At 70.1% G+C, this 20,620-nt stretch carries 24 protein-coding genes and 1 pseudogene; 17 read left to right on the plus strand and 8 right to left on the minus strand.

Going from position 1 to position 20,620, the window contains the following annotated elements; all coding sequences use genetic code 11:
- Positions 1-67 precede the first annotated feature (67 nt).
- Entirely contained in the window at positions 68-715 is a 648-nt protein-coding gene (locus tag CS062_RS14000) for a DUF47 domain-containing protein (RefSeq protein ID WP_091723483.1), read from the plus strand.
- A gap of 21 nt (positions 716-736) precedes the next feature.
- Positions 737-1,747 carry an inorganic phosphate transporter gene (locus CS062_RS14005; protein ID WP_099862234.1) on the plus strand — a complete coding sequence of 337 codons (1,011 nt, stop codon included), beginning with the start codon at positions 737-739 and terminating at the stop codon, positions 1,745-1,747.
- Between the two features lie 81 nt (positions 1,748-1,828).
- Here CS062_RS14005 and CS062_RS14010 read toward each other — a convergent pair whose 3' ends face one another.
- Together CS062_RS14010 and CS062_RS14015 are read right to left on the minus strand one after the other, a co-directional pair.
- The gene (locus tag CS062_RS14010) at positions 1,829-2,302 is read right to left on the minus strand and encodes a TM2 domain-containing protein (protein WP_099862235.1); all 474 of its coding nucleotides are present in this window, start codon (positions 2,300-2,302) and stop codon (positions 1,829-1,831) included.
- Positions 2,299-2,913 carry a GNAT family N-acetyltransferase gene (locus CS062_RS14015; RefSeq protein ID WP_099862236.1) on the minus strand — a complete coding sequence of 205 codons (615 nt, stop codon included), beginning with the start codon at positions 2,911-2,913 and terminating at the stop codon, positions 2,299-2,301. Before CS062_RS14015 ends, CS062_RS14010 begins: the two co-directional genes overlap by 4 nt.
- Before the next feature lie 274 nt (positions 2,914-3,187).
- On the opposite strand from CS062_RS14015, the gene rpsP reads away from it, so the two are divergent.
- From rpsP to CS062_RS14045, 6 genes are all read left to right on the plus strand, one after another.
- Complete coding sequence (gene rpsP, locus CS062_RS14020; RefSeq protein WP_091723493.1) at positions 3,188-3,457, plus strand: 30S ribosomal protein S16; 270 nt, start codon at positions 3,188-3,190, stop codon at positions 3,455-3,457.
- Positions 3,458-3,473: 16 nt separating this feature from the next.
- The gene (gene rimM, locus CS062_RS14025) at positions 3,474-4,070 is read left to right on the plus strand and encodes a ribosome maturation factor RimM (protein WP_099862237.1); all 597 of its coding nucleotides are present in this window, start codon (positions 3,474-3,476) and stop codon (positions 4,068-4,070) included.
- 20 nt (positions 4,071-4,090) lie between these two features.
- A complete protein-coding gene (gene trmD, locus CS062_RS14030) occupies positions 4,091-4,882 on the plus strand; it encodes a tRNA (guanosine(37)-N1)-methyltransferase TrmD (protein ID WP_099862238.1) in 792 nt (263 codons plus the stop codon).
- A 195-nt stretch (positions 4,883-5,077) separates the two neighbouring features.
- Entirely contained in the window at positions 5,078-5,446 is a 369-nt protein-coding gene (rplS, locus tag CS062_RS14035) for a 50S ribosomal protein L19 (protein ID WP_091723501.1), read from the plus strand.
- Between the two features lie 133 nt (positions 5,447-5,579).
- Positions 5,580-6,350, plus strand: a complete 771-nt coding sequence (locus CS062_RS14040) for an NUDIX hydrolase (protein ID WP_099862239.1) — start codon at positions 5,580-5,582, stop codon at positions 6,348-6,350.
- 21 nt (positions 6,351-6,371) lie between these two features.
- Positions 6,372-7,361: a CobD/CbiB family protein gene (locus tag CS062_RS14045; RefSeq protein WP_091723506.1), complete on the plus strand. Its 990-nt coding sequence runs from the start codon at positions 6,372-6,374 to the stop codon at positions 7,359-7,361.
- Between the two features lie 78 nt (positions 7,362-7,439).
- Here CS062_RS14045 and CS062_RS14050 read toward each other — a convergent pair whose 3' ends face one another.
- From CS062_RS14050 to CS062_RS14060, 3 genes are all read right to left on the minus strand, one after another.
- Entirely contained in the window at positions 7,440-8,216 is a 777-nt protein-coding gene (locus CS062_RS14050; RefSeq protein ID WP_099862240.1) for an SDR family NAD(P)-dependent oxidoreductase, read from the minus strand.
- Positions 8,217-8,254: 38 nt separating this feature from the next.
- The gene (locus tag CS062_RS14055) at positions 8,255-8,908 is read right to left on the minus strand and encodes a pseudouridine synthase (RefSeq protein ID WP_099862241.1); all 654 of its coding nucleotides are present in this window, start codon (positions 8,906-8,908) and stop codon (positions 8,255-8,257) included.
- A 76-nt stretch (positions 8,909-8,984) separates the two neighbouring features.
- Positions 8,985-9,461 carry a protein-tyrosine phosphatase family protein gene (locus tag CS062_RS14060; protein ID WP_099862242.1) on the minus strand — a complete coding sequence of 159 codons (477 nt, stop codon included), beginning with the start codon at positions 9,459-9,461 and terminating at the stop codon, positions 8,985-8,987.
- Positions 9,462-9,607: 146 nt separating this feature from the next.
- Here CS062_RS14060 and CS062_RS26930 point away from each other — a divergent pair.
- From CS062_RS26930 to CS062_RS14075, 4 genes and pseudogenes are all read left to right on the plus strand, one after another.
- Positions 9,608-10,015, plus strand: a pseudogene (locus CS062_RS26930) (VOC family protein); the annotation flags it as partial.
- Between the two features lie 465 nt (positions 10,016-10,480).
- Positions 10,481-10,930: a questin oxidase family protein gene (locus CS062_RS26935; protein ID WP_233218059.1), complete on the plus strand. Its 450-nt coding sequence runs from the start codon at positions 10,481-10,483 to the stop codon at positions 10,928-10,930.
- Between the two features lie 5 nt (positions 10,931-10,935).
- On the plus strand, positions 10,936-12,180 hold the full coding sequence (locus tag CS062_RS14070; protein WP_158238788.1) for an MFS transporter: 1,245 nt from the start codon (positions 10,936-10,938) through the stop codon (positions 12,178-12,180).
- On the plus strand, positions 12,177-12,902 hold the full coding sequence (locus tag CS062_RS14075) for a helix-turn-helix transcriptional regulator (protein ID WP_099862245.1): 726 nt from the start codon (positions 12,177-12,179) through the stop codon (positions 12,900-12,902). The genes CS062_RS14070 and CS062_RS14075 overlap by 4 nt, the downstream gene beginning before the upstream one ends.
- 30 nt (positions 12,903-12,932) lie before the next feature.
- Here the strand turns inward: CS062_RS14075 and CS062_RS14080 are convergent, their stop codons facing one another.
- A complete protein-coding gene (locus CS062_RS14080) occupies positions 12,933-13,496 on the minus strand; it encodes a thioesterase family protein (RefSeq protein ID WP_099862246.1) in 564 nt (187 codons plus the stop codon).
- Positions 13,497-13,643: 147 nt separating this feature from the next.
- On the opposite strand from CS062_RS14080, the gene CS062_RS14085 reads away from it, so the two are divergent.
- The 5 genes from CS062_RS14085 to CS062_RS14105 all read left to right on the plus strand — a co-directional run bounded on the left by CS062_RS14085 (position 13,644) and on the right by CS062_RS14105 (position 17,566).
- Positions 13,644-14,189, plus strand: coding sequence for a YbaK/EbsC family protein (locus tag CS062_RS14085; protein WP_099862247.1), 546 nt, complete (start codon positions 13,644-13,646; stop codon positions 14,187-14,189).
- Positions 14,186-14,479, plus strand: coding sequence for a DUF1289 domain-containing protein (locus tag CS062_RS26940; RefSeq protein WP_233218058.1), 294 nt, complete (start codon positions 14,186-14,188; stop codon positions 14,477-14,479). The genes CS062_RS14085 and CS062_RS26940 overlap by 4 nt, the downstream gene beginning before the upstream one ends.
- Before the next feature lie 116 nt (positions 14,480-14,595).
- Positions 14,596-15,237, plus strand: coding sequence for a 2-hydroxychromene-2-carboxylate isomerase (locus tag CS062_RS14095; RefSeq protein WP_099862248.1), 642 nt, complete (start codon positions 14,596-14,598; stop codon positions 15,235-15,237).
- A gap of 207 nt (positions 15,238-15,444) precedes the next feature.
- Complete coding sequence (locus CS062_RS14100; protein ID WP_199174244.1) at positions 15,445-17,127, plus strand: MFS transporter; 1,683 nt, start codon at positions 15,445-15,447, stop codon at positions 17,125-17,127.
- Positions 17,128-17,344: 217 nt separating this feature from the next.
- Positions 17,345-17,566, plus strand: coding sequence for a hypothetical protein (locus tag CS062_RS14105; RefSeq protein WP_099862249.1), 222 nt, complete (start codon positions 17,345-17,347; stop codon positions 17,564-17,566).
- 22 nt (positions 17,567-17,588) lie between these two features.
- Here the strand turns inward: CS062_RS14105 and CS062_RS14110 are convergent, their stop codons facing one another.
- Entirely contained in the window at positions 17,589-19,142 is a 1,554-nt protein-coding gene (locus CS062_RS14110; RefSeq protein WP_158238789.1) for a sensor histidine kinase, read from the minus strand.
- 67 nt (positions 19,143-19,209) lie between these two features.
- Entirely contained in the window at positions 19,210-20,235 is a 1,026-nt protein-coding gene (locus tag CS062_RS14115; RefSeq protein ID WP_099862251.1) for a GGDEF domain-containing protein, read from the minus strand.
- Between the last annotated feature and the right edge of the window lie 385 nt (positions 20,236-20,620).

Below are 20,620 nucleotides of genomic sequence, written 5' to 3' on the forward strand. Positions count from 1 at the left end.
TTCCGTGACACGGAAATGAACCATTTGTGACGATCCGGCGTGGATCGCACGGCGCGGAGCCTCCCCCATGTTTTTCGGCAAGCTGCTGCCCCGCGAGGGCAATTTCTTCGAACTGTTCAATGAGCACGGCACGCAGATCGTGGAAGGCGCGCGCGCCTTCATGCTCATGATCCAGAACTACAACGACCTGACGCTGCGCGAAAAGTATGCCGCCGAGGTCGACAAGGCCGAGCACCATGCCGACCGCATCACCGCCGAGGTGAACCGGCTGCTGCACCGGACCTTCATCACGCCGATCGACCGGGAGCAGATCCACGGCCTGATCAACGCGATGGACGACATCCTGGACCTGCTGCAGGACTCCAGTGAAACGATGCAGCTCTACGACGTGCGCTCCATCCCCGACGAAGTGCTGCGCCTGGGCGAGCTGTCGGCCAAGTGCTGCGAGCGGGTCAAGCATGCCGTCACCCTGCTGCCCAAGCTCAGCGAGCCGCACACCGCCGAGGCGGCCATCAAGGCCTGCGAGGAGATCGACAAGCTCGAGTCCGATGCCGACCGCGTGATGCGCGCCGCGATGTCCAAGCTGTTCCGCGAGCAGGAGGACGTGCGCGAGCTGATCAAGCTCAAGGCCATCTACGAGCAGCTGGAGTCGATCTCCGACCGCTGCGAGGACGTGGCCAACCTGATCGAGGGCATCGTCCTCGAGAACTCCTGATCCGATAGCGGAGCGTCTGCTATGGGAACGATGCAGGTGGCCTTCTGGGTCGTGGCCATGCTGGTGGTGCTGGCCATCGCCTTCGACTTCATGAACGGCTTCCACGATGCGGCCAACTCGATCGCGACGGTCGTCTCGACCGGCGTGCTCAAGCCGCAGCAGGCCGTGCTGTTCGCGGCCTTCTTCAACGTGATCGCGGTGCTGTTCTTCGAGCTGAAGGTGGCGGCCACGATCGGCAAGGGATCGATCGACGCGAGCATCGTCGACCACCATGTGATCTTCGGCGCGCTGATCGGCGCGATCGCCTGGAACGTGATCACCTGGTTCTACGGCATCCCGTCGAGCTCGTCCCACGCGCTGATCGGCGGCCTGGTCGGCGCGGCGATCGCCAAGGCGGGCACCAAGGGCCTGATCATGAGCGGCATCGGCAAGACGGTGATGTTCATCTTCGTGTCGCCGCTGCTGGGCTTCCTGCTCGGCTCGCTGCTGATGGTGGCGGTGGCCTGGCTGTTCCGCCGCAGCTCGCCGCTGCGGGTGGACAACTGGTTCCGACGGCTGCAGCTGGTCTCGGCCGGCCTGTATAGCCTGGGCCATGGTGGCAACGACGCGCAGAAGACGATCGGCCTGATCTGGATGTTGCTGATCGCCTCGGGGTATGCGGGCGCCGGCGAACACTCGCCGCCGACCTGGGTGATCGTCGTCTGCTACCTGGCCATCGGCCTGGGCACCATGTTCGGCGGCTGGCGCATCGTCCGCACGATGGGACAGAAGATCACCAAGCTCAAGCCGGTGGGCGGCTTCTGCGCGGAAACCGGCGGCGCGATCACGCTGTTCCTGGCCACCGCGCTCGGCATCCCGGTGTCGACCACCCACACCATCACCGGCGCCATCGTCGGCGTGGGCTCGACGCAGCGTGCCTCGTCGGTGCGCTGGGGCGTGGCCGGCAACATCGTCTGGGCCTGGATCTTCACGATCCCGGCGTCGGCCTTCATCGGGGGGTTGTTCTACTGGATCAGCTTCACGCTGTTCTGAGTCTTCTTGGCCCTCTTCCGCTTGCGGGAGAGGGCAGCGACGGCCAGCAGCGGCGGCGGCAGTAGCGCAGCCTTCGCGGGCTTATTGACTGATCTCGCGCGCCGCCTCGACCTGCGATTCGAAATAGCGCTGCGCCGAGAACGCGATCGTCGCCATCAGGCAGGCGCCGCCGACCATCAGGCAGGCGATGACGCCGAGGATCGGCAGCCAGCCGGTCCTGCGCACCGGTTGGCCGGGATTGAAGCGCTCGGCCCAGCGCTCGTCGGACGTGAGGCCGTAGACGATGCCGGCCAGCATGCTCTGCGCGAGCATCAGTCCCAGCAGCGGGATCAGGAACCAGGCGGCGACATCGTCCTGGCCGAGGGTGTCCATCCGGTGGACGCCATACAGCCCCAGCAGCGTCGGCAACGGATGCAGCCAGCCGAGCCGGTCGCCGAAGCCATGAAGATAGAAGCGGTGCGCCCCGAGGCTGCCGAGCGCGAAGCTCAGCCAGGTGGCCACGGTCTTGGACTTGGCGTCCGCCGCGCTGCCGTCGGCCGGGGCGAGGGCGCTCATGCGGCGGGGGTCGGGTCCGGCGTGACCGGTGCGGTCGCCTGGGCCGGCGCCGTGGCGGTCGCTCCGGTCGGCGAGCTGGTGTCGCCCTGGCCCAGCTGGCGCTGCATCAGCACCACGTCCAGCCACTTGCCGAACTTCCATCCAGCGGCCTTCATGACGCCGACGTCCTCGAAGCCATGGCTGCGGTGCACGCCAATCGAGCCCAGGTTCTGCGAATCGCCGATGACGGCGATCATCTGCCGCGCGCCGGCGGCCTCGCAGCGCGCGATCAACTCGGCCAGCAGCAGGCGGCCGACGCCTTGTCCCTGCGCCTGCGGCGCGAGGTAGATCGAGTCCTCGACGAAATAGCGATAGGCCAGACGCGGGCGGAAATAGTTGGCATACGCGTAGCCGAGCACTTGTCCGTCACGCTCCGCGACCAGGTAGGGCAGGCTGCGGCTGAGCACCTCGGTGCGGCGGCGGGCCATCTCGGCGCGATCGGGGACGTCGGTCTCGAAGGTGCCGGTGCCGTGCAGCACCGCATGTTCGTAGATCTGCTGGATCGCGGCGATGTCGCCTTCCAGACTGGGGCGGATCAGGAGCGGGGAGGAACTGCTGGTGGTTGTCGTCATTGGGGGAGGAGGACAAAGCGTCAAGAGCGAGTTTATAATGCCGGGTTTTGGCGCTGGCCCCTGGGTGTGGCTGTCACGCTTCGAAGCTTCCTGATCCGGGGCTGGCGGGGCGAAGGACGGACCGGGGGCGTATCTACGGTGCCAGCTGCCGACCTGTCCCGGGGATCTGATGCGCGACACACGCGCGCCCTGTACGGAACGGTCGGTTCATTGTCTGCTTGCCCCTGTGTGTCTCCCTGGTGCGGTGGAACGCTCAAAACCTGAAGGATAGATCATGGTCGTGATTCGACTCTCCCGCGGTGGCTCCAAGAAGCGTCCGTTCTACAACATCGTCGTGACCGACAGCCGCAACCGCCGCGACGGCCGCTTCATCGAGCGCGTCGGCTTCTACAACCCGGTCGCCTCCGGCAACGCCGAAGGCCTGCGCGTCTCGCAGGACCGCGTGTCGTACTGGGTCGGCGTGGGCGCCCAGCTGTCGCCGGCCGTCGCCCGTCTGGTCGACGTGTCCAAGAAGGCTGCCGCTCCGGCCGCCGCCGCTGCCTGATCCACGGATCGCAGCGATGAAGCAGGCGCCTGACGACGTGATCGAGTCCTCTCCGGCCTTCCCGGAAGACGCCATCGAAGTCGGGCGCGTGCTGGACGCCTGGGGCATCAAGGGCTGGCTGAAGATCCTCAGCCACTCCGCCGATGCCCAGGCGCTCTTCGCCTCTCGCCGCTGGTTCCTGAAACCGAGCGAGAAGGCGCTGCCGGGCAAGCCGCATGTCGTGCCGCCCGTGCTCAAGATCCTGGCTGTCCGCGACCATGCGGACGGCATCGTCGCCCAGGTGGAAGGCGTGGCCGACCGCAACGGCGCCGAGGCGCTCAAGGGCGCCCGCATCTTCGTCTCGCGCAGCGTGTTCCCCGAGACGGACGACGACGAGTTCTATTGGGTCGACCTGATCGGCATGTCGGTCGTCAACAAGGACGGCACGACGCTGGGCGAGGTGATCGACCTGATCGACACCGGCCCGCACTGCGTGCTGCGCATCCTGCCCGCCGGCAAGACCGCACCGGTCAAGCCGGATGAAGAGATCCTGATCCCGTTCGTGAACGCCTATGTCGGCGACGTCGACAAGGCCGCGCGGGTCATCCCGGTCGACTGGGACCTCGACTACTGAAGCCGCGGGCCTGACTGCCCATGCGCTTCGACGTGCTCACGCTGTTTCCTGAACTGTTCGACCCCTTCCTGCGGGTCGGCGTGACCCGTCGCGCCTACGAGAGCCGGCAGGTCGACGTGCGCCTGTGGCAGATGCGCGATTACGCCGAAGACAACTACCGCCGGGTCGACGACCGCCCCTTTGGCGGCGGACCCGGCATGGTGATGCTGGCCGCGCCGCTGGAGCGTGCGCTGGCCGCGGTCAAGGCCGACCGCGCCACCACCCATCCGGGGGCGCCCGCGGTGATCCATTTCAGCCCCACCGGCCGCCGGCTCGACCAGGCGCTGGCGCGGGAGCTGGCGGTGGGCGAGGGCGCCATCCTGCTCTGCGGACGCTACGAAGGCATTGACCAGCGCGTGCTGGACCGTCACGTGACGATGGAGATCAGCCTGGGCGACTTCGTGCTGTCGGGCGGCGAACTGCCGGCGATCGCGATGCTGGACGCCATCGCCCGCCTGCAGGACGGCGTGCTCAACGACGCGGCTTCGCATCAGCAGGACAGCTTCTCCGACGGCCTGCTGGACTGCCCGCATTTCAGCCGTCCCGAGGTCCTGGAGACACCCGAAGGGCCCTTGCCGGTGCCGCCGGTGCTGCTGTCCGGCCACCATGCCGAGATCGCGCGCTGGCGCCGCGAGCAGTCGCTGATGCTGACGCTGGCACGTCGCCCGGAATTGATCGAGGCGGCGCGACGCGACGGTCGGCTCGACAAGAAGGACGAGAAATTCCTCGCCTCCCTCGCAGGCGGGACGCCTGTCAAGCCGCACAAAGTTTGACGCTGGCCCGTCCACGTCTATAATCGCGGGTTTTTCCGATCCTCTACCGGGCTGATGGGGCAAGGGCAGCACAGGACCATGGTCCAAGGTGCTGTTGGTTGAATCCCCACGCGGGCGGCGCCGAAGAAGTCTTTCGATGGCGGCCAGTCCTGGAATCATCCTGATTCGCGCCGGCACGATCACCAGGAGATCCTCGTGAATCTGATCCAGACCCTCGAGCAAGAAGAAATTGCTCGCCTGAACAAGACCATCCCCGCGTTCGCCCCCGGCGACACCGTGATCGTCAACGTGAACGTCGTCGAAGGCACCCGCAAGCGCGTGCAGGCCTACGAAGGCGTGGTCATCGCCCGCCGCAACCGTGGCCTGAACTCCAACTTCATCGTCCGCAAGATCTCGAGCGGCGAAGGCGTGGAGCGTACCTTCCAGCTGTACAGCCCGCTGATCGCCTCGATCGAGGTGAAGCGCCGCGGCGACGTCCGTCGCGCCAAGCTGTACTACCTGCGCGAGCGTTCGGGCAAGTCGGCGCGCATCAAGGAAAAGCTGTCCTTCAAGGCAGCCGAATAATCCTTCGGCGCACGCCCCCTCAAAGCCGCTCCAAGGCCCTGCCCGGAGCGGCTTTGTCGTTTCTGGCGTCCAATCGGGGCTTCGCGCCCCGGGCGCCCACGAACAAGTCCGGCTCACCGGACGATCCCGCCGCATGTCGACGCCTTCCCCCAGCCGTCCCGCCATCAAGGATCCCCGCGTCGTTCCCGTCGCCGGCACCGACGCCCACCTGCCGGCCGTTCCGCCGGAGCGCCTGACTGCCGTCTGGCTGCGCCAGCGCTTCCTCCATCCGCCCGACATCGATCCGGAGATTCCCGGCGACGGTGGCGTCTTCCCCGGCCGCACCACCACCCAGGCGGCCGTGCTGGTGCCGCTGGTCCAGCGTCCCGCCGGGCTGCAGGTGCTGCTGACGCAGCGCACCGCGCATCTGCGCGATCACGCCGGCCAGGTGAGCTTTCCCGGCGGACGCGCCGAGCCCGAGGACGGCTCGCCCGAGCGCACCGCGCTGCGCGAGGCGCAGGAGGAGATCGGCCTGGACGAGCGCCATGTCGACCTGATCGGGCAGTTGCCGGTCTATCGCACGGTGACGGCCTACGAGGTCACGCCGGTGGTCGCGCTGGTGCGTCCGGACTTCTCGCTGCGGCTGGACGCGTTCGAGGTGGCGGAGGCCTTCGAGGTGCCGCTGGCCTTCCTGATGAACCCGGCGCACCACCAGCGTCACAGCTTCGAGTACGAGGTCCCCGGGACCGACGGCCCGCTGCTGGGCCGACGCCAGTTCCTCTCGATGCCGTGGACGGGGCCAGGTCTTGCGGTCTCGAACGCGGACCCCGGCGTCGGCCTGACCGCGGACAGCCCGAAGGAGTTCTTCATCTGGGGCGCGACCGCCGCGATGTTGCGCAATCTCTACCGCTTCCTGCAGGTCTGACGCCCGCTATCATCCCGGGCCATGAACTTCTTCGCGGTCTTGCTGGCGCTGGTGTGCGAGCAGCTCAAGCCTCTGCCGCACGGGAACCCGGTCCACCAGGGCATGATCGCCTGGGTGCGCTGGACCGGGCGCAACTTCGACGCGGGGCGGTCGCATCATGCGGCCGTCGTGTGGACGATCACCGTCGTCGGCCCGGCGCTGCTGGTCGGCGCGATCTACGCGCTGGTGCGCCCCTACAGCCTGCTGCTGTCCCTGGCGCTGGACGTGCTGGTGCTCTACCTGACGCTGGGCTTCCGCCAGTTCAGTCACTACTTCACCGACATCCGTGACGCGCTCGAGCGCGGCGACGAGCTCGAGGCCCGTCGCCTGCTGGCCGAGTGGCGCCACCTGGACGCCAGCGAGCTGCCGCGCACCGAGCTGCTGCGCCATGTGCTGGAGCACTCGCTGCTGGCCGCGCATCGGCATGTCTTCGGCGTCTTCTTCTGGTTCGTGCTGTTCTCGACGCTGGGCCTGGGTCCGGCCGGCGCGGTGCTGTACCGGATGGCCGAATTCGCCGGCCGCTACTGGGCCTTCAAGAGCCGCACGCTGGACGCGCCGACCAACGAGCGCCTGATGGCGCTGTCGCGCAAGCTGTTCGGCATGATCGACCACATCCCGGCGCGCCTGACGGCGACCGGCTTCGCCATCGTCGGCAACTTCGAGGAGGCGGTGAACGCCTGGCGTCGCGACGCGGCCCTCTGGGCCCATGACAACGAGGGCATCATCCTGGCCTCCGCGGCCGGCGCCGTCGGCGTGCAGCTGGGCGGCAGCGCCGCGCCGGGCGTGACCCCGGACCGCAGCAAGACCTTCGAATCCGGCGGCGACATGGACGCCACGCGCGCCGAGGGCTCGACCGGCGGCGTGCCGCCGCAGCTCGGGCATCTGCAGAGCGTCGTCGGCCTGGTCTGGCGCTCGGTGGTGCTGTGGATGATGCTGCTGGCGCTGCTGACGCTGGCGAACCTGGTCGGCTGAACGACGCGTCGGCGCGCCGCCCTCGGGCGGCATCCGGGCCGCCTTCGGGCGGCTTCGTGTTTTCTGGCTGGCTGTCGCTCAGGCGTCGCGCACGTCCGCGAGCACCTGCTGGCCGAAGTCGTCGCGTCCGAGGAAGCGCAGCACGCGCGCCGCGGTGTCCTCGGCGCTGACAAGCTGGCCTTCGGCCTTGAATGCGGCGAAGCGGTCGCGGTCCGGGAACTTCGATGCATCGCCGCCGCGCAGCTGCGCCTGCATGTCGGTGTCGATGATGCCCGGTGCCAGCGACACGATCCGCGCCGCCGGCAAGCCCTGGCTGGCCTTGTGTTCCTCGTCCAGCGCCATCGCGCGGCTGAGGTTGTCCATGCCGGCCTTGGCTGCGCAATACAGGGCGCTGCCCGCCATCGCGCGACGGCCCAGCCCCGACGAGATGTTCAGCACCTTGCGCTCGGCCGGCCAGTCGCGCGTGGCGTCGAGGAAGGCGGCGCTCAGCAGCACCGTCGCTTCCAGGCCGACGCGCAGCGCGGCGGACAGCACCTCCAGCGACTCCCCGTCGATCGGTCCAGGCGTCGTGACGACGCCGGCGTTGTTGATCAGCGTGGCCGAGCGCCAGTCGCGTGGCTGCGTGCGCAGCCAGTCGGCCAGATGCTGCGCGATCGCCAGCGGCGCGGACAGGTCGGCCTGCCACTGCTGCAGCGGCAGGCCGCGTTCATGGGCGAAGCGCTCCAGCGCCTCGCTGCGGCCGCGCGCGATGCCGACCACCAGGTGACCGGCCTCGAGCGACTGGCGCGCCAGCGCTTCGCCCAGGCCGCGGGAGCTGCCGGTGATGAGGGTGAGGGCGTTCGGGGAAGAGGACATGACGAGGACTCCTGGATCGGGCGGGGCGCGACGTGCGCTCAGAACGCCGGGGGTGAATGCAAGGTCAGCGGCGGCGCGTCGAGCATCGCCGGCAAGTGCAGGTCCCGCGCATGCAACAGCAGGCGGGGCGAGCGGGCGAGCACCTCGGGCGGCGCGTAGAGCGCGTCGCCGAGGATCGGATGACCGGCCGCCAGCAGGTGCACGCGCAACTGGTGCGAGCGGCCGGTGACCGGCTCCAGTTCGACGCGCGTGGTGTTGGCGGCCAGGTCGCGATGCAGCACCCGCACCCGGGTGAGGCTGGGTTTGCCGCGCTCGGCATCGATCTTCTGCCGCGGCCGGTTGGGCCAGTCGACGATCAGCGGCAGCTCGATCTCGAACGCGTCCCGCGCGATCAGGCCGTGCACGACGGCCTCGTAGCGCTTGTCGACGAGCCGGGTCGCGAAGGCGTCGCTGAGCGCGCGCTGCATCGCCTCGCCGCGGGCGAAGACGATCAGCCCGGATGTCGACTGGTCCAGGCGGTGGACGATCAATGCATCGGGCCAGGTCGCCGCGACGCGGGCCCAGGCGCAGTCCTGCTTCTCTTCGCCGCGCCCCGGCACCGACAGCAGGCCGGGCGGCTTGTCGACGACGACGCGATGGGCATCGGCGTGCAGCACCTGTTGGTCGAGGTGGGCGAAAGGCGAGGGCGACATGACGGGATCGGTCGGGACGGCGGCGGGCGAGGGAACGCGGGGAGGGGCCGGGCCGGACGTCCGGCGGTGGCGAGCTTCAGAACTGATGGATCCAGCCGGACTGCAGCGCCGATTGAGGATTCGATCCGGCGGCGCTGACCGCGGCGAGCGCCTCGGCGGCCGGCATGCCCAGGCGCTTGAGCACGCAGGCGGCCATGGTGCCGGTGCGGCCCATGCCGGCGGCGCAATGCAGCAGCGCGCGATCGCCCATGCGCAGGCCCTGCGCGACCTGCTCCACGCCCTGGCGGAAGGCCGCGGCATCCGCCGCGAGCCCGAAGTCGCGCATCGGCACATGCAGCCAGCGGAACGGCATCCGGCCCTGCGCGACCGCCTTGTGATACGCCGGCGACAGCTCGGCGACTTCCTCCAGCGGATTGAGGCAGACCAGCATGTCGAGCCGGTTCAGCCGCGCCTCGTCGAGGAACGCGCTCCACGGCTCACGGCGGCCCGGCATCGACTGCAACCACAGCCGGCCGGGGATGTCGTCGGGAAGGGGAAGAGGTCGGAAAGCCATGGACGCGATTGTCGGGTCTCCCTGCGGGGAGGAGTGTTAATAAACAAATTGTTTATTTAATCGGGGCGCAGCGCGATCATGGCGCCACGACGATCGACGGCACGCGGACGCCGCGACGCAACGACAGCAAGCAGAAGGAGCGCGCCATGATCAAGATCCAGGGACTCGACCACATCGTCCTGCGCGTGCGGGACCTGTCCGCCTCGCTGCGCTTCTACGTGGACCTGCTCGGCTGTACCGTCGAGCGGCGTCAGGAGGCGATCGGTCTGGTGCAGCTGCGCGCCGGCGCGCAGCTGATCGACCTCGTGCCACTGGACGGGAAGCTCGGCAGCGCGGGGGGCGCCGGCCCGGGCGCGGAGGGCCGCAACGTCGACCACTTCTGCCTGCGCGTCGAGGCGCTCGACGAGCCCGCGCTGCGCCGCTGGCTGACCGAGCGCGGCGTGCGCGTCGACGCCTACGGCTCGCGCTACGGGGCGGAGGGGGACGGCCCGTCGCTGTACCTGTTCGATCCGGACGACAACGAGCTCGAGCTCAAGGGGCCGCCCTGGCCGGCGGGCCTGCACGAGGCCCTGGACCAGTCGGTTCGCTTCGGCCCGATGTACGGCACCGAGGCGATGCCGCTGTTCAACCACCTGCCGATGGCGCTGGGGGCGCTGGCGCGGCTCGGCGCTCCTCGCCAGGCATTGCAGCGGCAGATCGACCACTGGGCGCCGCTGTCGCGTCCGGCCGTGGCGGACGACACGCCGGCCCCGACGGTGGAGGACGCCCTGCGGCGCGTGCTGGACGCGCCGGAGGCGCAGGCCTTCCATGTCGCGATCCGGCTGGCGTATGCGCTGCAGTCGGGGCATGCGGAGGAACTGGACGCCGCGCTGCGGACGACGGCCGGCATCGAGTCGCCGCTTGGCCCGCCGGTGCCGTCGGGGCAGGGCAGCGCACGGCTGCGCGACGTGATCGATGCGGTGCGCGCCGATCCGGCGATGACCATGCCGGCGATGCCCGGCAGCCTGATCACGACCCGCATGCAGCACGCTGCGACCCTGCCCGGTTTCGCGGCCTACGTCGAGCGTCCGCGCCTGACGCTGGACGACCTGGCCGAGGCCTCGCTGGCGGTCTACCTGTCGCGACACCAGTTCGCCGCGCTGCACCTGGTGACCGGCACGCATGCGCTGCGGGTGTTGCTGGAGGCGGCGGCCTCGCGCGGCCTGGTCGTCGACGAGGGCCAGGTGCTGCGCAATGCCTGGCGCGCCTGGCTGGGCACCTACCTGTCGGACCAGCGGCCGGCGCCGGCCTGGGCGCTGGTGCATGCGGGCAGCGCGTCCGAGGACGACTGGACCCGCGAACTGCCCAGCCTCCACTGGACGATGAACGACCACCGCATCAAGGTCGCGGACGCCGCGCGCGAGGAATGGCGTCATCGCGGCTGGCCCGGCTATGCCTTGTGCCTGCGGCGGGAGGGGGCCGCACAATGAGCGCCGTGCTGTCCCCCTCTGCGTCCCCCTCCGTCCCGCCGGCGCCGCTGCGCCATCCGCACCTGCTGCTCTGGGCCGTCTGCGCGCTCGCGCTGATGAGCACCGCCGGCGTCGCGCTGCCGTATCCGATCCTGGCGCCGATCTTCGTCGGCGGACCCGTCGACGACTTCACCCACTTCCTGGGCCTGCGGCCGGAGTTGCTCATGGGCCTGGCCCTGGCGGTCAATCCCGCCGGCATCCTGGTCGGCAGCCTGGTCGTGGGGCCGATGTCCGACCGCTACGGTCGCCGCCGCGTGCTCGGCATCACCATCACCGCGACGCTGGTCGGCTACGGGCTGAGCGCCTTCGCGCTGGCCTCGCGCGACTATCCGCTGTTCGTGCTGTCGCGCTTCGCGACCGGGCTGACCGAGGGCAACGTCGCGGTGGTGCGGGCGCTGCTGGCCGACTGGCATCCGCAGCTGGAACGCACGCGCAGCTTCGCCTGGCTCAATGCGAGCCTCTACATCGGCTGGCTGGTCGGGCCGCTGCTGGGTGGCCTGACGCTGCCCTGGGGCGAGGCGGTGCCCTTCATCGTCGCCGCGGTCGTGCTGGTGCCCTGCCTGGTGCTGCTGGGCGTCGGGCTGCCGGACGACCGTCCCGCGGCGCGGCCGGAGGGCGGCCTGCTGGCGGCGATGCGGCGCCAGCAGTCGCTGGGGCTGGTGGTGCAGGACCCGGTGCTGCGCCATCTCGCGCTGCTGCAGCTGGCCTACACGCTGGGGGTCAATGCGCTGTACGAGTTCGCGCCGCTGTGGATGCTGCAGCAGGCCGGGCTGGGGAGCCGGGGGATCGCGCTGGTGACGGCGGTGCAGTGCGCCGCGATGACCGCGGCCAGCCTCTTCGCCGCCCGCATCGGCTCGGGGCCGACGCCGCTGCATCGCGCGGCGCGCTTCGCGGTGGTGGCGGCGATCGGGCTGCTGGCGCTGAGCCTGGCGCCGTCGTGGCTGGGGCTGGCGCTGATCCCGCTGCTGGGCGTGCCGCTGTCGTTCTACAACGCGCTGATGCCGGCGTGGATGTCGGAGCGCTTCGCCGCGCACGGCCAGGGCCGCGTGATGGGCTTGCTGACGACGGTGTTCTGCCTGTCCAACACGCTGATCGCGCTGATCGGCGGGGCGCTCGGCATGCTGTCGGCGCGCTGGATCATGCTGCTCGGCGGCACGACCTGCCTGCTCGCGGCGATCGGCTTCATCCGCTTCGCGAGGCGCCATTCATGAGCCAGGGCAACGAAGACCGGCTGCTGTTCGAGCTCAAGAGCCGCGGTCCGCAGCCGGCCGCCGCGCTGGCCGCGGCGCTGGCGATCACGCCGATGGGCGCGCACAAGCTGCTCGCGCGGCTGGAGGAGCAGGGCCTGGTCGATGCGCGCGACGAGCGCCGGGACGGGCGTCCGTTCGGCGAGGACGAGGGCACGATCGGGGACCTCGACCGCGGCGCACCAGGCGAGCCGGGCACCGGCTCGCGCCCGGGCCGGCCTCGCAAACTCTGGGCGCTGACGGAGGCCGGGCACGGCCGCTTCCCGGATCGACATGCCGACTTGACGCTGCAGCTGATCCAGCAGGCGCGCGCGGTCTTCGGCGAGGCGGGGCTGGACCAGCTCATCTCCGCCCGCGAGCGTGACAGCGAGCAACGCTATCGCGCCGCGCTCGCGCGATGCCGCACCCCCGGCGACAAGGTGCGGGAACTCGCCCGGCTGCGTGCCGAGGAGGGCTACATGGCGCGCGCCGAGCGCGCCGGACGCGACTGGCTGCTGGTGGAGGACCACTGCCCGATCTGCGCCGCCGCGCGCAGCTGCCAGGGCTTCTGCCGCTCGGAACTGGCGCTGTTCCAGCGCTGCCTGGGGCCGGCACTCGCTGTCGAGCGCACCGAGCATCTGCTCGCCGGCGCGAGGCGCTGTGCGTACCGGGTCAGCACCGTGAAGGAAGAGGCCGCGGCGGAGTGATGCCGAGGACGACCCGCCCCGGCTCGGTCTTCACGACACGATGTACGCCGCCGCGCCGGTGGCCAGCAGCCGGCCCTGCTCGTCGGTGAAGGCCATGCGCGTATTGGCGACGCGGCTGCCCAGGCGCATGACCTCGGCCTCGCAGCGGAAGACGGCGCCGATGGCGGGCCGCAGGTAGTCCACGCGCAGGTCGATCGTGCCGAGCTTGCTGAAGCGCTGCAGCCGCTGCTGCGGCGCTTCGTCGAGGTGACGCGCGCCGGTGGCGGCCATCACCGCCAGACCGCCCATCGCGTCCAGCGTCGCGCTGATCACGCCGCCGTGCAGCCGGTTGTGGGCGTAATGGCCCACCAGGTCGGGCCGCATGCGGATGTGGGCCCGGACGATCTCATGCTGCAGTTCGTCGACCTTCAACCCCAGCACCTGGTTGAAGGTGATCAGCCGCTCGAAGATCTCGCACAGCGCGTCGGTGAATTCCGGCTCGAAAGGGCTCTTCACGCCCGGCGCCGCAGCGCCGGCGCTGTCGGGGATTGCCTCGGGCGCAGTCCCGGCCGCACCGGCCGTCGCGGCCTTCGATTCATGCTTCGCATCGGTCATGAGCGCGGACCATAGCGCAAGCCCGCCCGCCGCAGGAGAGCGCTCGCCCTAGCGGCCTCTGACGCCGAGGTGACATCGGGTCGCGCCCGCGTCGCATGTCGACCCTGGCCCTCATCGGGTCGATGACGCTTCGGCACAATGCGCGCCATGAGTGACCTGAGCGACTCCACCTCCCCCGTGCCGCCCGCCGAGGCCGGCGCGGCCCGGCCTGACGGCTTCCAGCGCGTGTGCGCCGCCTTGCGCGCCCTGTCCCACGAGCACGAGCCGCGATGGCTCGAGGTCTCGGCCCGCAGCTCGCAGGAAGCGGCCGACGCGCTGGGCGTGGCCCTGGGCCAGATCGCCAAGAGCGTCGTGTTCCGGCGCAAGGCCGACGACACCGCGGTGCTGGTCATCGCCTCGGGCGACAAGCGCGTCGACGAGCGCAAGCTCGAAGCCCATACCGGCAAGCTCGGCCGTGCCGATGCGGACTATGTGAAGGCGCGCACCGGCTTCTCGATCGGTGGCGTCTCGCCGCTGGGTTTCCAGCCGACCTACGCCAGCGACGCGACCGCGCCGCAGCTGTACATCGACCAGGAACTGTTCCGCTTCGACACGATCTGGGCCGCGGCCGGCCATCCCAACGGCGTGTTCCCGATGACGCCGCGGCAGCTCGTCGCCCTGACCGGCGCGCCGGTGATCGAGGTGGCCCAGTGAGCGCCGCCACGCCCGTCGCGGCCGGGCAGCCGGCCGGCGCCGACGCCCCCGTCACCGCCGACAACGCCCGGCGAACGCCGGAAGGCCGGGTCGCCTCGCCCTGCATCAACATCTGCAAGATGCACGAGCCCACCGCGCTGTGCCGCGGCTGCGCGCGGACGATCCCGGAGATCGCCGGCTGGAGCAAGTCCGACGACGAGGACCGCATCCGGCTGCTCAACCTGCTGCCGCAGCGCCGGGCGCTCCTGGCCGCGCACGGCGCGCTCGCGACCGAGCCGCCGCGCGGTTGATCCGGCGACTGCTTCACCCGACCCTTTCCCCGGTCCCGCCAGCCCGCGCGCGCGAGGGGACCATCGACCACCGCCGCCGCCGGCGTCGGCGTCGGCGCCAGGCAGGAGACCTGAACGTGCACACGATCGACTTCTACTTCGACCCGATCTCCCCGTATGCCGCGCTGGCCTTCGAGCGCCTGCCCGAGGCGCTGGCCGGGCGCAGCGTGGCGGTGCGCTACCTGCCGATCGTGTTCGGCGCGATGCTGAAGTCGCTCGACCACAAGGGCCCGGCCGAGATCCCCGGCAAGCGCGACTGGACCTACCGCCAGGTGCTGTGGCAGGGCCACCGGCTGGGCGTGCCGCTGGACCTGCCGGCGGCGCATCCGTTCAACCCGCTGCCGCTGCTGCGGCTGCTCTGGGCCACCGCGCCGGCCGGACAGACGCCCGGCCGCCATGCGGTCGAGCGGGTGCTGCGCCACGTCTGGCGCGGCGGCCTGGACGCGGCCGATCCGGCGCGCCTGGCGGCGTTGGCGGCGGAGCTCGCGCCACAGCGCGATCCGGCGTCCGACGAGGTCAAGGCCGCGCTGCGCGAGGCCACTGACGCCGCCTTGGCGCGGGGCGTCTTCGGCGTGCCGACGATGGCCGTCGACGACAAGCTGTTCTGGGGCCTGGATGCGATGGACATGCTGACCGGCTACCTCGACGGCGACGCCTGGTTCGACGGGCCGGCCTGGACGGCCGCGGCGACGCTGCCGGTCGGGGTGCGTCGCAGCTGACTCGGGCTAGCAAACCCTGGGTAGGGACATACCCTTTGCTGCGGCGCACAGGCTTCGAAATTCCGCATCGAGAAATCCAGACTCCGGGTTGCGCCGGAGTTTGTCAGCCTCAGGCAAGGATGCCGTCAGAAATAGGTCAGAGCGCGCTCGGATAGTCCCGCCCCAAGGGCCATCGGTCGATGGTTCTGGGAATCGAGGAGAAAACCCATGGCAACTGCAAGCGCGGTGACCACCAATGCGCCGATGACAGCGGAGGAGAAGAAGGTCATCTTCGCCTCGTCGCTGGGCACGGTGTTCGAGTGGTACGACTTCTACCTGTACGGCTCGCTGGCCGCGATCATCGGCAAGCAGTTCTTCACCGGCCTGGATCCCACGGCCCAGTTCATCGCCTCGCTGATGGCCTTCGCCGCCGGCTTCATCGTGCGTCCGTTCGGCGCGCTGGTGTTCGGCCGCCTGGGCGACATGATCGGCCGCAAGTACACCTTCCTGGTGACCATCCTGATCATGGGCCTGTCGACCTTCATCGTCGGCGTGCTGCCCACCTACGAGACGATCGGTCCCGCCGCCGCGGTGATCCTGGTCGGCCTGCGCCTGCTGCAAGGCCTGGCGCTGGGCGGCGAATACGGCGGTGCCGCGACCTACGTCGCCGAGCACGCCCCGCACGGCAAGCGCGGCGCGTACACCTCGTGGATCCAGACCACGGCGACGCTGGGCCTGTTCCTGTCGCTGATCGTCATCCTGGGCACCCGCACGGCGCTCGGCGAGGCGACCTTCGCGGCCTGGGGCTGGCGCATTCCGTTCATCGTCTCGATCCTGCTGCTGGCGATCAGCGTGTGGATCCGGTTGTCGATGAACGAGTCGCCCGCCTTCCAGAAGATGAAGTCGGAAGGCAAGACCTCCAAGGCGCCGCTGTCCGAGTCCTTCGGCCAGTGGAAGAACCTGAAGATCGTGCTGCTGGCGCTGTTCGGCCTGGTCGCCGGCCAGGGCGTGGTCTGGTACACGGGCCAGTTCTACGCGCTGTTCTTCCTGCAGAGCGTGGTCAAGGTCGATCCGGCCGCGGCCAACATCATGGTGGCGGTCGCGCTGCTGATCGGCACGCCGTTCTTCGTCGTGTTCGGCACGCTGTCGGACCGCATCGGCCGCAAGCCGATCATCATGGCCGGCCTGCTGCTGGCGATCCTGACCTACTTCCCGCTGTTCAAGGCGCTGACCAACGCGGCCAACCCGGACCTGGCCAAGGCCCAGGCCACCGCGCAGATCACGCTGACGACCGACCCGGCGCAGTGCTCGTTCCAGGGCAGCCCGGTGGCGCGCGACGTGGACTTCACCACGCCTTGCGACATCGCCAAGCGCGCCCTGGCGCAGGCCGCGGCGAACTACGAGACCGTGCCGGGCGCCGCAGGCTCCGGCCAGGTGAAGGTGGGCGACAAGGTCATCGAGGCGCCGAGCGCCACGCTGACCGCCGGCGGCCACAAGTTCGACGAGGACAGCGCCAAGAAGATCGCCGCCTTCAAGAAGGAACTGGGCGAGGCGATGAAGGCCGCCGGTTATCCGGCCAAGGCCGACCCGGCCAAGGTCAACACGCCGCTGGTGATCGCGATCCTGAGCGTGCTGGTGCTGTACGTGACGATGGTCTACGGCCCGATCGCCGCGATGCTGGTCGAGCTGTTCCCGACCCGCATCCGCTACACGTCGATGAGCCTGCCGTACCACATCGGCAACGGCTGGTTCGGCGGCCTGCTGCCGTCGATCAGCTTCGCGATGGTGGCCCAGAACGGCAACATCTATCACGGCCTGTGGTACCCGATCGGCATCGCCGCGCTCACCCTGGTGATCGGCCTGCTGTTCGTCCGCGAGACCAAGGACGTGGACATCTACGCCCGCGACTGAGCGCGCGTCCCTCCGACGACAAGGGCGGCCCTCGGGCCGCCCTTTTTCGTTCCGTTGCGTTCCATTCCGTTGCGGCGGCCGGCCCGATCGCCTTTGCGATCGCGCGCATCGGCCGCGCCGAAGCGGCGCTCAGCCTGATGTCAGGCTGGCTTTCCACAATGGCCGCCGACCCGGTCGACAGTCGTGACCGGCAACCTCAAGAAGGAACATCGCAGCCATGTGGAAACTCGTCCTTGGATTCATCGTCTTCGCCGCCGTGGCCCTGTTCGTGCTGATGAAGAGTGGCGGCAACATCGACCTGACGGGCGAGAAGCACGATGTGACCGGCGGGCATGCCGAGCAGGCCGCCAGCGATGCGGCCTCGGCTGCGATCGCGGCGGCGTCCGCGGCGCTGCCCACGGAAGCGGCCTCGGCCGCCGCGTCGGGCGCTTCGCAGTAAGCGTCCGCGACCGGAGGACGGATCAGGCGATCCGGTCCTCGCCGGCGGCGCGCAGCGGCGCGTCGACCGGCAGGCGCATCACCATGCGCGTTCCCTCGCCGGGCTGCGAGATCACCTCGATCTGACCGCCCAGCACGTTCGTCACGATGTTGTGGACGATGTGCATGCCCAGGCCCGAGCCGCCCTTGCCGAGCCGGGTGGTGAAGAACGGATCGAAGATCCGGCGCACGACCGAGGCATCCATGCCGCGCCCGTCGTCGCTGACGCTGAGCTCCACCTGCGACGCGTCGAGCCGGTGGCAGCTGACGGTCACCTGGCCGCGCTCGCTGCCCTCGAAGGCATGGATCAGCGCATTCATCAGCAGGTTGGTCAGCACCTGGCCCAGTGCGCCGGGATAGCTGTTCATGCGCAGGTCCGAGCGCAACTCGGTGACGATGCGAAAGGGCGTGTGCTTGAAGCTGGGCTCGACCATGACGAGCACGTCCTCGACCACCTGTCCCAGCTCGAAGTCGCGCCGCGTGTCGCTGGTCTGGTCGATGGCGACCTGCTTGAAGTCGCGCACCAGGTCGGCCGCCTTCTGCACGTTGCGGTGCAGGATGTCCTGGCCGCGGCGCGTGTCCTTGACGAGTTCCTCGAGCTGGCTGCGACGCATCGGCGTGTTGTCGGCCAGCATGCGGTCGAGCTTGCCCCAGCGGTCCTCCAGCGCCGAGACGACGGTCAGCGCGTTGCCCAGCGGCGTGTTCAGTTCATGCGCGACGCCGGCCACGAGGCGGCCGAGCGAGGCCAGCTTCTCCGACTCGACCAGTTCCCGCTGCGCGGTCTTGAGGTTGGACAGCGCCTGCGTCAGCTCGGCATTGGCCTCGGTCAGTTCCGCGGTGCGCTGCGCCACCTGCTCCTCGAGCGTGCTGGCATGGCCGCGCAGGTCGTCGAAGGCCTTGAGCAGCGCCAGCCGCATGCGCTCCATCGCCTTGCCGACGCGGGCGATCTCGTCCTCGCCGCCCAGTTCCAGCGGCTTGTCGAGCTGACCGGAGGCCAGTTCGTCGGCCGCGCCGGACAGTCGATCGATCGGACGCAGCACGCGGCGCTGCATCACGACCAGGATCAGCGCCAGCGACACCGTCAGCGTCAGCAGGCTGCGCCACAGCGCGTTCCACAGGTCGGCGCGCTTGCGCGCCATCAGCGGCTCGGCGCTCATGACGACGGTGAGCCGGGCGATCTCGCGGCCGTCGCGCAGCACCGGCCGGGTCTCGCTCAGCGTCATCGCGTCGTCGGGCGAGCCGCGGTGGAACTCGACGAAGGCCTGCTGGGCCGAGTTCTCGGTCACGACGACCGAGACAAAGCGCGGGTCTTCCACCTGCGCCTTGACCATCGGCTCGGCCAGGTCGGGCGAAACCTGCCAGATCGGCTCGGCCAGCGACAGCGCCAGCACCTCCGACACGCGCGACAGGTCGCGCTGCAGGTCTTCCATCACGACGCGGCGGCTGAGCTGCTGCTCGTACAGCAGCACGCCGCCGGTCGGCAGGGCCAGGCCCACCAGCAGCGCCAGGATCACGGCGCTGCGCAACGAAGTCTTCATCAGGGCCACGTCCGTCCCTCTGTCCCACCCTTGTGACGGCCGATGATACGCACCGGGGGAGACGGCCTCATGCGGCGAAACGCTCATCCGCGGCCAGCACGGTGACCCGGTTGCGGCCTTGTGCACGAGATGCGCGCAAGGCCTGGTCGGCGCGGCCGAGGAACTCGCGCGCCGTCTCGCCGCCGCCGAGCTGCGTGACGCCCAGCGAGAGGCTCAGGCGGCGCTCCGCGTCCGCCTGCAGCTGGGCGACGCCATGGCGCAGCTGCTCGGCCAGGGTGTAGGCCTCGTGCAGGCCGGCGCCGGGGATCAGCAGCGCGAATTCGTCGTCCTCCAGGCGCGCGGCCAGGTGGTGGCTCTGCGCGATGCTGCGCACCGTGCTGGCGACCTGGCGCAGCGCCTCGTCCAGACGCTGCTGGCCGAGGCGCTCCCGCAAGGCGGCGAAGTCGTCGAGGTCGCCCAGCAGCAGGCAGGGCGCGGTCGGCGTGCCGGCCTCGGGGCTGCGCAGGCAGTCGGCCAGGGCGCGGTCGAAGCCGCGGCGGTTGCTCAGCCCGGTCAGCGGATCCAGCAGCGCCTCGCTGCGGGCGCGATGGACTTCCTGGCGCAGCGTGGCCACTTCCTGCCGGCTTGCCTCCAGGCGGTTCATCAGGCTGTCGACCGCGTGGCGCATGTCCCGCGTGCCCTGCAGCGCGGCGGCCAGCACCGCCACATGCTGGCCCGGCGCGGCAGAGCGCAGCGCGCGCTCCCAGTCCTGCAACGCGTGCGCATAGTGCTGCACCTGCTGACCGGCCTGATCGGTGCAGTCCGAGACGCCCCGCAGCACGTCGCCGACGTCCTGCGCCAGCGTCGCGGCCATCTGCTCGTCCAGCTCGGCAATGTGCCGGCGGTAGAGCGCCCAGGTCTGCGGCTCGTCCAGCGTGGCGCCGTCCTGCGTCAGGCTCATCAGTTCGCGGCTCAACGCGCCGTTCATCGCGGTCACATGCTCGTACCAGACGGCATAGGTGACCGGGTGCAGTGCCGCGCGCTGCCTCGACATCAGCGGCAAGGCGGCACGCAGCGCCTGCGCGCTGGCGGCGATGCTTTCGGTGTATCTCATGCAGGGTCCCTCTCAGGTCCGGGACCTTGTCGCGCCCGTCGGCGCGCGGCCCCTTGTCGTTGCCATCCCCACGGCGCCCGCCGCTCGATGGCGGCAGGCGCTTCCGGTCATCGGCGCAAGGGGGCAGGACTTGAGCGCGCCGCCGCACGCGCGCAGTGCGCGGGACAACTATTCACGCGGGAGGGGACAGGGCAGGGGACACGAGCGCGCCGGCCTGGCGAGGGCCCGGCGTCCGTGGCTTCCAGTGCGAACGGATGCAAGGTGCAAATGGTGAGAAGGCGAAAGAGCGAATGGGCGAAAGGGCGAAGGGTGAGGGCGCGGGGCGCAGTGCGAGGGTGAAGGGCGAGGGGCGGCCCGGACACGGACGCGGAGCAATCGTGCATTG

Source organism: Roseateles chitinivorans (genome assembly GCF_002761755.1).
In the GTDB taxonomy this organism is placed as follows: Bacteria; Pseudomonadota; Gammaproteobacteria; order Burkholderiales; family Burkholderiaceae_C; genus Roseateles; species Roseateles chitinivorans.